The organism is Metamycoplasma arthritidis (assembly GCF_900660715.1).
GTDB classification, from domain to species: domain Bacteria; phylum Bacillota_I; class Bacilli_A; order Mycoplasmatales; family Metamycoplasmataceae; genus Metamycoplasma; species Metamycoplasma arthritidis.
On the sequence record NZ_LR215047.1, the window covers coordinates 363,853 to 376,308 of the forward strand.

The window sequence follows — 12,456 nt, forward strand, 5'->3', positions numbered from 1 at the left end:
TTAAATTATTTTTTTAAAATTCTTCAATCAGCAAAAGGTAATGATTCTTTACCAATAATGCTTGGTGCAACATAGCCTGGTTGAATTAACATTTTAGAAAATTCTTCATTAGATTTAGCAATCTCAGTTTGAAAATCAACTTTTAAAAAGCTTGTAATTTCGTGCATTAGTTCAGCTAAATGTTCATTGGTTTTAGTTTTAACTCAAGTGTTTCAGAAAATAGATGATCATTCATATAAGTCAGTGACAGATTTACCTTCTCCAGGTTGGTAGGGTTGCGCTTTGCCATCGCTTGTACGTTCAAGATCATACTTCTCGCCGTCTTTTTTAGTTTTTACTCGTATTAATTGAGCAATTTGGCTTGGAGCGTACTTGTTAGAGATTTTATCAAAGTCTCCAAAGGGAATTGATCCGATAATTTTGTGGCTTTCTTCGTATTTTGCGAGATCTTCAGCCAACTCTGATAGCTTAGGAAAAGCTTCCTTAAAGTTTGCATTGTTATCATTCTTGATTTTAACTAAAGAGGGAATGAAAGCACCATTTCATGAAAGGCCATCGTACCCACTACCGATACTATCGTAGTCATATCCTCAAGAAGCAACTACTGTTCCAACAGCGCCTTTATAACGGTATGAGTTAAATACTGGATCTTCGGCACTTTGACCAAAAACAAATTTTAGTTTAATTCTTGGGTTTAGTGCTTTAGCGGCCTCAATTACTAAATCTATTGCGTTTCCTAAGTTAACATCTGGGTTTAGATATGGATAGAAGATGTTATATTCAAAGTCTTGATCTTTTAAAGTAGGGTTGTCTTGATCAAATTTATCAATAACTTTCTTCATTTCTTCTTTTAGCTTTGCAAAACCGGCTGATTTGATTTTTTCGGTAATATCATCTTTATTTTTAATAGCTTCAGAGTTTTCTTTCAAACTAAGTTCTTTACCTAGCGTACCACCAAAATCAATTTTCTTGCCATTAACATCAATAGCAAATAATGAATTAATTTTTTCATCAAAATCAATAGGTTTTTTGGGATTTGAAACTTGGTCTGAACCGCCAATTGAACTAGCTTCAGCAACTTTAGCAAGTCATGCACGACCTTGACCACCAGTTGATTGTGAAGCAAAAAACTCTCAGTTAATTGCCGCGTTTAAAATAGTTCTAAATGAAAGTCCTAGACCATTGAAATAAGTTTTACTATCAGCTTTGTCTTCGGCTAATTCTTCTTTAGTACCACCTCACATCATCTTGCCATAAGCATCTGAAAAGCCATAAAAGTTTTTAGCGTTTGCTTTGTCAGTCGTACGTACTCATGGCGTCGTTAATGAAAATCAATATGGTCTAGTACGATTCTCTGGTTTTCTATAAGTTAATCCTAATTTAGTAGCATTTCGAATTGCTTCTTGTTGTTGGGCTTGTGTTAAAGTTGAAAATGGAATACTTGAAAGTTGGCCTTGTTTATAAAGGTTTCAAGTTCTAGTTGAGAAAATTTCTTTTTCTTGAGGACGTTGTTGATATTTAAAAATAATTTTTTTAAGTCTAGTTTCGTCTTTTACTCAATCAGCATCTCAATAGTGAGTATTTTTAACAAGTTCAGTTGTTAAGGGTGCAGTCGAAGATACATAATAGTTTCCAGCATAAAGCGTATTTTCGATTGCACTACCATATCAATAAACCCCGGCTTTGTATGCTTTTGTATCTTTTATTTTTTCTAATTCTTCTTTAAAAGTGTCAACATTATCTGGAACTGATGTTCCTGTGTAATTTAGAATATTTTGAGTTTTTTTCTCATTTAAATCATCAATGTACTGTGAAGGAGCAGCAAAAAAGTCACCGTTATTAATTAAATTTTTGTTAATTAAGTTTTCAAAGTCAGCAGTTGCGCCTTCTTTTTTTTCGAAAGTAACTGCCTGTTTACCCGAAGCTTCACCTGATGTTATTGTTTGAATGAATGAACTTTCGTCATAGAATTTAGAACTATCAATTCCAAAAACGCCGTACAAGTATTCGTTGTTATACTCGGTATCTGTACCATAACGCAAGGTATTTTGCTCTAAATGTGCTTTTGCTAATTTATCAAGCGCTTCGCTTCCGCCATTTGCATGACGAGTTGAAGTTGTTAATAATGCCGTTCTTAATCATGAATAGTAAAAGTCTTTGGCTTGAACTTTATATTCGGTTTTTTTACCAGCGTGGTCAACTCAATGAACATCTTCACGAATAGTAACTTGGAATTTTTTGGTCTTTTTTAGATCTTCAAGAAATTGTTTGCTGTTAATTGAACGAGAGTCGCTTGAGGTAGCTACTACGTTAGTTGATGAGTAATATTTTTTACCTTCATGAGTAATATCTCCTTCTGGTAAAATTTCAGCTTTATCATTGTCATAAACTTTTACTGTCCCATCATCAAGAGTAAGAATAACTTGTTTTGCTAATTCTAAACGTTTTCTAATAAAAGTAGGTTTAGTAATGTATTGTTTACGACCAACAAAAGAAACCTCGTGTGCACCAATAGCTTCAGCTCTAAGTAAAGAACCTGAAGTGTATTGAGTGGTTGCATTGGAAACATAACCACCGTATGAGCTTGAGCCATCGTGTAGGAAACCACGTCTTGATGAAATTGAGTTAAATTCGTAAACGTATTCACCTTTTGAAACAACGCTTTGAACACAGCTTGCACTAACTAAAGCAACAGTTGGAGCCATTGCCAAAGTAGCAGCACTAAGTGCGTAGAGCAGATATTTGCTTTTTTTGTTTTTCATAATTTTCCTTAAGTTTATTTTTTTGAATTATTTTTGAATATAGTTGGTTATTTTTGCTTATTAATAAACATCTTTACATTATTATGCGCATATTTACTTTCGTTACGAAAAATATACGGTTTTAATTATAGTTTATTTTATAAGTCTTGGGTTTCATTATTCCATAATGAACCATTAAAATAAGAGTTTATGTGGCTTTTGGGAGTAAAAATGAGTAAGTTTGGTTAAATTTAGTTAATAAGAATAAGTAAAATCTTGTTAACTAAGATCCTCTAAAAGCCATATAAATCTTTTTATAGTTTTTGATTAAAATATTATTTTTAAAGTGAAATAAGAGTTTCATTATTAACTTCTCCTTGATAGTATGGGTGTAGATAATTATTAGACATTTCGCAATTGTCAATAAACATCTTATCCATATCTTCCTTATCATTGATGTTAATAATGGTTCATGTTGAAAAAATCGCATCAGCTGCGATAATGAAGTTATTAAATGACGCTTGGTTTAGTCTTTTAAATTCGTTCATTAGGTTTTTCTCCATGTTTATAGGTATCATTTTACTTGAAAAGTATATTTTTATATGAAAAAACTGCACTTTTTTATGTCAAAACAATTTTTATTGAACTAAAAATAGAAATTTTGCGTAATAAACGCATCACTATAATAGGTATTTACTAGCAAGCTATGGTTGAGTGAAAATTTTTAATCTTTTTTGTATTAATTGAGTTTTTTTATATATAATGATTTTGATTCACTTACATGTTAAGTGGATTAACATAGTTAATGTCTTATCCGAACACATTTGTGTTTATTTCCCTGAATAATAGAAAACAGGATCTGCGGAGCCTGTTTTTGTCTTTATCTAAGCAACAAAAAATGGTAGAATTTAATGAGTAAATTCATTTCATTAATAAGGAAAGTCCAATGAACAATAATGATAATTATGTAATTGACTGAGATAAATATTTCATGTCACTAGCCAAACTAAGTGCGATGCGATCAAAAGATCCCTCAACTAAAGTTGGCGCTTGCATTGTTAATACCAAAAATTACATTGTATCTTTAGGATATAACGGAATGCCAACTAGCTTTAACAATACCAAAATTAATAATGACACGCAATTTCCCTGAGATCGTCCTAGCAACAAAGATGATATTATTAACTCAAAATATACTTATGTCGTTCATGCTGAGCAGAATGCGATTATTAACGCTAATATCACAAGCAGTCACATTGAGCCAGGATCGACTTTGTATGTAACGCATTCACCATGTGCGATGTGTGCTAAATTAGTAGTACAATCTAAAATTAAAAAAGTAGTCTATGCCGAAGCTTATCGCTCAGAAGCTGATGAATTTAAAGCGTCGCAGTTGATTTTGACAACTTTTGGGGTTGAGATTGTCAAAATGCCTAACTTTGAAATTAATTTTAAAGAGCTGGAATAAAAAGCAATAAATGGCAAAATAAGTGTTTATAAACTAAAAATAAAGGCCTAGATAATTCAAGGCCTTTATTTTTTTTGCTAACAGTTTAAAAATTATTTAACTTGGTCGTTTAGTGCAACTTTAATAACTTTTTTATCTTTATAAAAGCCGCAGTATTTACATGCTTGGTGTGGAACGATTGATTGTTTACAGTTTTTACATTCAACTAAAGTTAATGCTTCAAGAGCGTGATGGCTTCTACGAAGAGCTTTTCTTTGTTTACTAGTTTTTCGCTTTGGTACAACTGCCATTTTTTATTTCTCCTTTTTTTTAAAGTTATTATACTAGTTGAATAAGTGCCATTTTGGCATTGTCACCAGCACGATTTTGAATTTTAATAATTCTAGTATATCCACCAGCGCGGTTTTTGTATTTTGGCGCAATAGTGTCAAATAAGTATTGAACTGAGTCTTTGTTGGCCACTTTTGAAGGGATTAGCCGTAGGTATTTAAGAGCTTGACGACGTGATGCTAAAGTGTTAAGTTTACCTAAAGTAATCATTTTTTCTGCTTTAGATTTAATTCGTTTAGCTCTTTCTAAGGTAGTTTTGATTTCGCCATGAATTAATAAATCAGTTACTAATGAACGTTCAACGTGATTTCATCATTCAGTGTTTCTACGAAATACTTGTTTAGGATTTGCCATTATTTATCTCCTTTATCAATAGATTGTTCATCAACTTCTTCAACCATATCATCAGAGAAATCGCCATCTTGATGCTTGGTTTTTCATTCTACTAATTTATCAATAATGTCTTGAACTGATTTTTTTCCTAAGTTTTTAATATTTGATAGTTCATCTTCACTTAGTTTTAGTAGTTCATCAATGGTATTGTAATTTGCTCTTCGAAGGGCATTTAGACTACGAATTGTCAGGTTAAGTTTTTCAATTGGCAAGTTAAGTTTCGTAGTTTTTTCTTTTTTGTCCCTTGCTTCTTCAAATAAATTAATTGTGCCAAGAGCATCAATATTACCAATGATTTGGAAGTGAGCAACAATAATAGTTGCCGCTTGTTGCATAGCACTTTTGGCGTCAAGTGTGCCATCAGTTTGCACTGAGATTTTTAGTCTTTCTTCAACATTTTTAGCTGAAGTATTTAGTTCTTCAAAGTGAATTGCACAATTTTTAACTGGGCTAAAGTCACTGTCAATTGCTAAGAATTGTCCTTTTTTAATTTTGCTTTCTAGTTTTGGACCATATTCTTGAATAATGGTTTTGTTTTCTTCAAAGTCAATGTATCCACGACCAACTCTTAGAAAAAGATCAAATTCTAGAGTAGTTCCTTTTTGTAGTGAACAGATGTGTTGGTCTTTATTAACAATTTCAAGTCCTGAAGGTTCGTTAATGTCTGAAGCGGTAATATCGCCATCGTGGGTTGCTTTAAAAGAAATTCTTGCAAGGTTTTCTTTTTCAAAAAGTTCTGGTTTATAAGTGAAACGAATTTTACGAATATTAGCAATCAAAGTAACAACATCTTCTTTTACACCTGGTAAGGTTTCAAATTCGTGTTGTACATTATTGATTTTAATTGCAAATGGGGCTACTGAAGTAATTGAAGAAAGCAAAGTTCTTCTTAGTACAGTACCTAATGTATTAGCATAACCACGCATTAAAGGTTCGATTACAAAAGTGGTATCGAAGTCGGTCTTACGTTCTGCTAATGATTCTTTATAAGTAATTTTTTGAATTTTTTCCATTTTGTTTAACTAACTTCCTCACTTACTACATTCTCTTTAAGATTTTCTTTGGTGGTCTTGTACCGTTGTGAGGAGTAGGGGTCACGTCTTTAACTTCTTTAATTGTTAAGCCGCTTGCTTCGATTTGTTTACGAGCGGTTGCCTTACCTGGACCAACTCCTTTGACTAAAATAGAAACTTCTTTTAAGCCAAATTCTTTAGCTTTTTCAAGTGCGGCAGCAGCGGCCAAACCAGCTGCGTATGGAGTTTTTTTCTTGGTGCCTTTATAGCCAATTGCGCCTGATGATGATCAAGCAAAAACATTACCTTTTAAATCAGAAAAAGAAACAATAGTGTTTTGGTAAGTTGAGTGAATGTGAGCAATACCTTGAGGAACTACTTTTTTAACTTTTTTAGCCATTATTATTTACCTTTCTTTCCAGCAATTGTTTTTCTTGGCCCTTTTCTAGTACGAGCGTTTTTTTGCGTACATTGACCACGTACAGGTAGTCCTTTACGGTGTCTAATGCCACGATATGATTTAATTTCCATTAATCTTTTAATGTTAAGGTTGATTTCACGACGAAGATCACCTTCAGTAACATATTTTTTAGCTTCTTCACGAATACGAGTTAGTTCTTCTTCGCTTAGGCTTTCAACTTTTTTGTTTTCATCAACATTAGCATCTTTTAGAATTTGTGATGCTAAAGTTTTTCCAATTCCAAAGATATAAGTTAGAGAAATAACTGCTCTTTTTTTATTGGGAATTTCAACGTTTAAAACTCTTGCCATTTTCTATCCTTGTCTTTGTTTGTGTTTTGGGTTTACACAAATAATACGATTTACACCGTGTCTTTTAATTAGCTTGCATTCACGGCAAATGCGTTTGATTGAAGCTCTTACTTTCATAGTTTTCTCCTTTTACTTACGTCTAAAAACAATACGACCTTTGGTCATGTCATATGGACTAAGTTCGACATCAACTTCATCGCCGGGAATCATTTTAATATTATGAAATGCCATTTTCCTAGAAATAAATGCTTTTATAGTGATGCCATTTTCTAAGGTGACATCGTAGTCTTTAGTGTTATATACTTTGACTACTTTTCCTGACATTTTTATAGCATCTTTTGCCATCTATATGCTGTCTCCTGTCAAAATGTAAGCTTGATCATTATCAATTAGGATGGTTTGTTCATAATGAGCAGTGTCATATCCAAGCGGATCATAAACTGTTCAACCATCTTCCTTGACTGCTACATTTTTTGATTTTTTTAGAATCATTGGTTCAATGCAAATTACCATTTTGTTACGAATTAGTGGGCCTGTACCAGCAACGCCGTCGTTAAAGACCATTGGATCTTCGTGCAATTCTTTGCCAATCCCATGACCAGTGTACTCATCAGGAGTGAAATAGCCGGCTTTGCGAATAAAATCACCAATAGCAGCGGAAATATCACCAATTCTTTTGCCAACTTTAATGGCATTGAAACCAACATAGAATGCGTCTTTTGCTACTTGGATTAACTTTTTATTTTCATCTGAGATTTTGCCCACACCTTTAGTGAAAGCTGAATCTGAGTAATATCCATCGTAGATAACGCCAAGGTCAACTTTAACAATATCACCTTCTTTTAAGATGTAATTAGAAGGAATACCGTGAATTAACTCTTCATTTACGGAAATGCAGCATGTATTAGGAAAACTATATTGTCCTAAAAAAGCTGGTTTACCGTGGCGTTTTTTGATTTCATTAAAAGCGACGTCATCAATTTCTTTTAAAGAAACACCTGGTCTTATAAAGTCATATACCACAACTTTGACTTCTGCCAAGATTTTGCATGCTTGTTTGATGCGTTCAATTTCATAAGAAGTTTTTAGTTTTATCATTCTAAGGCCTTCTTGGTATCGTTATAAACACGATCGGTGCTTTGATATGCGTTTACTTCTTTTAAGATTCCTAAATTTTTATAATAATCAATTAGGATTTTTGTTTGTGATGCATAAACAGCAAGACGTTGTTTGATTACTTCTGGAGCGTCATCAGGGCGTTTGATTAGGGCTGTTTGACATTTATCGCAAACGCCGGCTTTTTTAGGAGGATTAAATTCCAAATGATAAATAGTTTTATCAGCTGGACAAATTCTTCTTTTAGAAAGCCTTTTGATAACTTGTTGTTCAGTAATGTTTAAGAGAACCACTTTATCGATTGTGATTCCTTGGTCTTTTAGATTAGCTAAGAAATTAGCTTGATCTAAGGTGCGAGGATAACCATCTAAAATAAAAGCAATATGTTTTTTAGAAAGATCACTTAGACGTTCTTGCACAAGACGATTAGTTAAAGAATCATCAACATATGCCCCTGAGTCTAAAATTGATTTAACCTCTTTGCCAAGCTGAGTTTGATTTTGAATCTCTTGGCGAAACATTTCGCCTGTCGAAAGATGCGAGTAGCCTTCTTCTTTAGCTAGGCGCGATGCTACTGAGCCTTTACCAGCTCCCGGCGCGCCTAGAAAAATAACGTTAGGCAAGCTTTTCTTTTCGCTTTTTAAAGATGGGTTACCATCAGTATTGGCTATCATATTAAATCCTCTTCCTCTTCACCATAAATTTCTTTTAGATCACGAATTTGCCGACGTTTACGAGCTAGTTCTTGTGATTTGTACCGTGCTTTTACTTGTTGCACAGTTTCATATGCGGTTGATACTAAAATCATAATGCTCGTGCCACCGAATGCAATTGAAGCGGGCATGCCAAACATTTGTTGAATGTATTGCAAGGCTCCTAAAACAATTAAATAAAATGAGGCAAAAAACGATAATCTAATTACTGAGTCCAGTAAATAACTTTCGGTTTGTTCGCCTGGTCTAATGCCAGGAATAAAAGTACTACTCTTAGCAAAATCTTCACTAATCTTATCAACTTTTGATTGTTGGATTCCCATTAGAATCGAAAGACCAAAAGTGATAATTATGAATAAGAAAAATCCAAGTGGTTGTGTTAGTTGCAAATTATTATTAACTCAATAGTAATAGTAACTAGTGTTTGGATTAGTTAGATTACCAATCATCATGGGCAAACTAAGAATCATTAGTGAAAAAATTACACTCATAATTCCCGCTGGGTTTGCTTTAATTGGTAAATAACTTAGTTCTTTTTCATTTCGTGAAAGACCAGCTCCAACTTGTTGAATTGGAATTCTTCGTTCGGCAATTGTAAAGATTACAACAACCATAATTACTAGCATGTATCCTAGTAAATAGACAAAGAAATTAATTAACTCTCTTAGTACTAATGAAGTTTTGTTAACCGAAGGAACATAGTATTCAAAAGCACTACGGAAAGTAGGAATTAGGTTAGTGGCAATACCAACAAAAATTAATAAGCTAGTACCATTTCCCACACCTTTATTAGTGATTTGTTCACTTAGAAATAGTGAGAAAAATGATCCGGAAATTAAGATTATTGGTAAGACAAAATATCCATAAATTGCATTGCCATTTGGACCAAAAACCGTTGTTACTTGTTTAGCAAAAGTAATACCGAAGCCTGAACGAGGATTGATCAATGCTCTTGTGATTAAAAATGCTTGGACAACGGCAAAGAAAACCGTAATAAATCAAGTAATAAAATTGATTTTAATTCTTCCTTGTGGCCCTGATTGACTTAGTCGATGAATGGCTGGAAAAGCCTTAGTTTGTAAAATCATCATTACTAGGCTAGCGGAAATAAATGGCCCAATTCCTAAGGCGACGATTGAGAAGTTTCTTAGTCCGCCACCCCCAACCAAGTTAAGAATGCCGACAAAATCGCCTTGAGTAATACTATTTTGGTTGACAAGATTAACGCCGGGAATAGTAATTGTCCCGGCTGCTATAAAAATGGTCAAAATGAAAAGGGTAAAGAGGATTTTTTTAAAAAGATCATGATTACGTCATCAATCTTGTCAAGAATTTCTTCTTTCGTTAAGAAACTGATCAATTGCAAGCTTACGCTCTAATTTTTCAGTGTTTTTTTCTCTTTCCAATTGCGCATTTTTTTTAGCCATTATTTAACCTCGATAATTGTTCCTCCAACTTTTTCAATCGCAGTTTTTGCTGATTGCGAAAGTGTAGGGATTTCAATAGTTAGTTTTTTAGTTAATGTACCTTTGCTAGTATTTTAACAGGTAAATTTCTTTTTATTAAACCTTTAGCTAGAAGAGTTTCGTAAGATACTACTTCTCCAGTGCTATATTTGTTTTCTAAATCTACTAAGTTTACAGTTTGGTATTCAACGTGATTAACGTTATTGAAACCTCTTTTAGGAATTCTTCTGAATAGAGGTAGTTGACCCCCTTCAAATCCTAATCTAACAGTGCTTCTCTTGGTTTGTCCACTTTGACCACGACCCGCTTGCTTACCTTTACCAGCAGCGTGACCACGACCAACACGGTGTTTCGCTTTTCTAGAACCAGGAGTTGCTTTTAATGTATGTAATTCCATAACTTCTTTTTCCTCCTTATTTTTCTAGTAAGTGTTTTACGTCAACATTACGTAATTTGGCAATTTCTTCAACAGTTCTAACCTTTTTAAGGGCATTAATTGTTGCTTGCACAATGTTTTGTTTTGTTCTTGAACCATAGGTTTTAGTAGAAATATCAGTATATCCTGCTAATTCAACTACGGCTCTAACAGTTCCACTTGCAATAATTCCAGCTCCTTTAGGTGCAGGACGCAGCTGAACTTTTGAGGCCACGAATTTTTCTTTAATTTCGTGAGGAATGGTTCCTTTAATGATTGGTACAACAATGATATTTTTTTGTGCATCTTTCACAGCTTTTTTAATAGCATCTTGTACTTCGTTAGCTTTACCATGGCCAAAGCCAACTTTGCCTTTTTTATCCCCAACAACGACATATGCTGAGAATGAGAAACGCCGTCCACCTTTAACAACGGTCGTTACTCTGGCAACGTCAACAACTTTTTCTTCGAACTCAGGGTGTTCTCTAAAATCTTGACGAGGTTTTGAAAAACTACGATGAGGGCGTGATTGGCCGTCTTTTGTAGCGTTTTCACGGGTTTTAGGAGCATTTGTTGAAGTTTCTTTAGCAGCTACTATTTTAGTAGGAGCCGCTTTTTTAGCTTTAACAGCGGCGCTAGCTTCTTCTTTAGTTGGGATTTTACCCTTTTCTAGAATGTCTTTAATGTTATCTTGACTAGTCATTAGAATTTAATCCCTTCTGCTCTTAAGGCTTCACAAAATGCTTTAATTTTTCCGTGGTAGATGTATCCTGAACGATCGAATACGATAGTTTGGATTTTGGCAGCTTTTAGTTTGCTTGCAAATTCTTTGCCAACCAAACCAGCTGCTTCAATATTGTTTTTTGGTTCTGCTAATTGTTTTGTTGAAAATGAAGCGATGGTAATATGTTTTTCGTCGTTAATAGCTTGAGCATAGAAGTGGTGTAGTGACTTAAAGACACATACACGAGGCACTTTTGCCGAGCCTTTTTTTAGCTTATTAGTAATTTTTAAGTGTTTAGCTTGACGTTTTTGATTTCTTGAAAGCATTATTCTTACCTCTTATAAACTACTTAGAAGCAGTTTTTCCTTCTTTACGACGAATTTGTTCATCTTTATACATAATACCTTTGCCTGAATATGGGCTTGGTTTTCTGATTTTTCTTAAATTAGCAGCAAATTCTCCAACGGCTTGTTTATCAATTCCTGAAATGATAATGTTGGTTGGTTTTGGTAGTTCAACTTTTAAGTTGCTTGGAAGTGCTAGGGTCACTGGATGCGAATATCCAGCAATCACTTCAATTTCATTTCCCTTAAGAGTAGCTTTGTATCCTACCCCTTTAATTTCGATTTCTTTTTTGTAACCTTCAGACACACCAATTAACATATTTTTAATAATAGCATTTGTAGTTCCGTGTAGTTGTTTTGTAGTTTTTTCTTCGTTTGATCTAACAGTTGTAATTTCGCCATTTTCTAAATTAACTTTAATTAATGAAGAAAAGCTGTAATGAAGTTCTCCTAGTTTACCTTTAACTGTAATGTGATTGTTTTCAATAACGACTTCAGTGTTGGCTGGTACTTTTAAAATACGATTTCCGATTCTTGACATATGATTCTTATCAAATGAATGCGATTACTTCACCGCCGACATTTGCCTTTCTTGCTTCTTTATCAGTCAAAAGACCTTTTGAAGTGGAAATAATTGCTGTACCAAAGCCACTCAATACCCGAGGAAGTTTTTCACTAGATGAGTATACTTTTAGACCTGGTTTTGAAACTCTTTTAATACCAGAAATTGCTGATTGATTTTGGTTCATACCTTTGTATTTTAAAGTTATTTTAATTTCTTTAAAAGTACTTTTTTCATTGGTAAGAACTTCAAAGTCGCTAATGTAGCCTTCTTTTTTAAAGATTTCTAGGATTTTTACTTTTTTAGCTGAATGTGGTAAAGTGACTTCATAATATTTACGCGAAATGGCGTTTTTCATTCTTACAAACATATCAGCGATTGGATCAATAATAATTGCCAT

17 protein-coding genes and 1 pseudogene are annotated in these 12,456 nt (G+C 33.6%); 1 reads left to right on the top strand and 17 read right to left on the bottom strand.

Annotated features, from left to right (window positions below; translation table 4 throughout):
* Positions 1–5: 5 nt before the first annotated feature.
* Together EXC42_RS06060 and EXC42_RS06065 are read right to left on the bottom strand one after the other, a co-directional pair.
* Entirely contained in the window at positions 6–2,762 is a 2,757-nt protein-coding gene (locus EXC42_RS06060; protein WP_129648870.1) for an OppA family ABC transporter substrate-binding lipoprotein, read from the bottom strand.
* A 320-nt stretch (positions 2,763–3,082) separates the two neighbouring features.
* Positions 3,083–3,289, bottom strand: coding sequence for a hypothetical protein (locus EXC42_RS06065; protein WP_012498226.1), 207 nt, complete (start codon positions 3,287–3,289; stop codon positions 3,083–3,085).
* A gap of 398 nt (positions 3,290–3,687) precedes the next feature.
* Here EXC42_RS06065 and EXC42_RS01590 point away from each other — a divergent pair, with 398 nt between their 5' ends.
* Entirely contained in the window at positions 3,688–4,209 is a 522-nt protein-coding gene (locus tag EXC42_RS01590) for a deoxycytidylate deaminase (RefSeq protein ID WP_012498227.1), read from the top strand.
* A gap of 92 nt (positions 4,210–4,301) precedes the next feature.
* Here the strand turns inward: EXC42_RS01590 and rpmF are convergent, their stop codons facing one another.
* From rpmF to rpsH, 15 genes and pseudogenes are all read right to left on the bottom strand, one after another.
* Positions 4,302–4,499, bottom strand: coding sequence for a 50S ribosomal protein L32 (rpmF, locus tag EXC42_RS01595; protein WP_012498228.1), 198 nt, complete (start codon positions 4,497–4,499; stop codon positions 4,302–4,304).
* 28 nt (positions 4,500–4,527) lie between these two features.
* The gene (gene rplQ, locus EXC42_RS01600) at positions 4,528–4,893 is read right to left on the bottom strand and encodes a 50S ribosomal protein L17 (RefSeq protein WP_012498229.1); all 366 of its coding nucleotides are present in this window, start codon (positions 4,891–4,893) and stop codon (positions 4,528–4,530) included.
* Complete coding sequence (locus EXC42_RS01605; RefSeq protein WP_012498230.1) at positions 4,893–5,945, bottom strand: DNA-directed RNA polymerase subunit alpha; 1,053 nt, start codon at positions 5,943–5,945, stop codon at positions 4,893–4,895. Before EXC42_RS01605 ends, rplQ begins: the two co-directional genes overlap by 1 nt.
* Before the next feature lie 25 nt (positions 5,946–5,970).
* On the bottom strand, positions 5,971–6,345 hold the full coding sequence (rpsK, locus tag EXC42_RS01610; RefSeq protein ID WP_012498231.1) for a 30S ribosomal protein S11: 375 nt from the start codon (positions 6,343–6,345) through the stop codon (positions 5,971–5,973).
* Between the two features lie 2 nt (positions 6,346–6,347).
* Positions 6,348–6,716 (bottom strand): 30S ribosomal protein S13, encoded by a 369-nt coding sequence (gene rpsM / locus EXC42_RS01615; protein ID WP_012498232.1) that lies wholly within the window; start codon positions 6,714–6,716, stop codon positions 6,348–6,350.
* Between the two features lie 3 nt (positions 6,717–6,719).
* Positions 6,720–6,833: a 50S ribosomal protein L36 gene (rpmJ, locus tag EXC42_RS01620; RefSeq protein WP_012498233.1), complete on the bottom strand. Its 114-nt coding sequence runs from the start codon at positions 6,831–6,833 to the stop codon at positions 6,720–6,722.
* A 12-nt stretch (positions 6,834–6,845) separates the two neighbouring features.
* Positions 6,846–7,061 carry a translation initiation factor IF-1 gene (gene infA / locus EXC42_RS01625; RefSeq protein ID WP_129648873.1) on the bottom strand — a complete coding sequence of 72 codons (216 nt, stop codon included), beginning with the start codon at positions 7,059–7,061 and terminating at the stop codon, positions 6,846–6,848.
* Positions 7,062–7,814 carry a type I methionyl aminopeptidase gene (gene map, locus EXC42_RS01630; RefSeq protein WP_012498235.1) on the bottom strand — a complete coding sequence of 251 codons (753 nt, stop codon included), beginning with the start codon at positions 7,812–7,814 and terminating at the stop codon, positions 7,062–7,064. It abuts the gene before it with no gap.
* Positions 7,808–8,506, bottom strand: a complete 699-nt coding sequence (locus tag EXC42_RS01635) for an adenylate kinase (protein ID WP_012498236.1) — start codon at positions 8,504–8,506, stop codon at positions 7,808–7,810. Before EXC42_RS01635 ends, map begins: the two co-directional genes overlap by 7 nt.
* Positions 8,500–9,972, bottom strand: coding sequence for a preprotein translocase subunit SecY (gene secY / locus EXC42_RS01640; protein WP_012498237.1), 1,473 nt, complete (start codon positions 9,970–9,972; stop codon positions 8,500–8,502). The genes EXC42_RS01635 and secY overlap by 7 nt, the downstream gene beginning before the upstream one ends.
* Positions 9,972–10,408, bottom strand: a pseudogene (rplO, locus tag EXC42_RS01645) (50S ribosomal protein L15). Before rplO ends, secY begins: the two are co-directional and overlap by 1 nt.
* A gap of 16 nt (positions 10,409–10,424) precedes the next feature.
* Positions 10,425–11,129 carry a 30S ribosomal protein S5 gene (rpsE, locus tag EXC42_RS01650; RefSeq protein ID WP_012498239.1) on the bottom strand — a complete coding sequence of 235 codons (705 nt, stop codon included), beginning with the start codon at positions 11,127–11,129 and terminating at the stop codon, positions 10,425–10,427.
* A complete protein-coding gene (gene rplR / locus EXC42_RS01655; RefSeq protein ID WP_012498240.1) occupies positions 11,129–11,476 on the bottom strand; it encodes a 50S ribosomal protein L18 in 348 nt (115 codons plus the stop codon). Before rplR ends, rpsE begins: the two co-directional genes overlap by 1 nt.
* A gap of 19 nt (positions 11,477–11,495) precedes the next feature.
* Positions 11,496–12,035 carry a 50S ribosomal protein L6 gene (gene rplF, locus EXC42_RS01660; RefSeq protein ID WP_012498241.1) on the bottom strand — a complete coding sequence of 180 codons (540 nt, stop codon included), beginning with the start codon at positions 12,033–12,035 and terminating at the stop codon, positions 11,496–11,498.
* A 7-nt stretch (positions 12,036–12,042) separates the two neighbouring features.
* Entirely contained in the window at positions 12,043–12,456 is a 414-nt protein-coding gene (gene rpsH / locus EXC42_RS01665; RefSeq protein ID WP_012498242.1) for a 30S ribosomal protein S8, read from the bottom strand.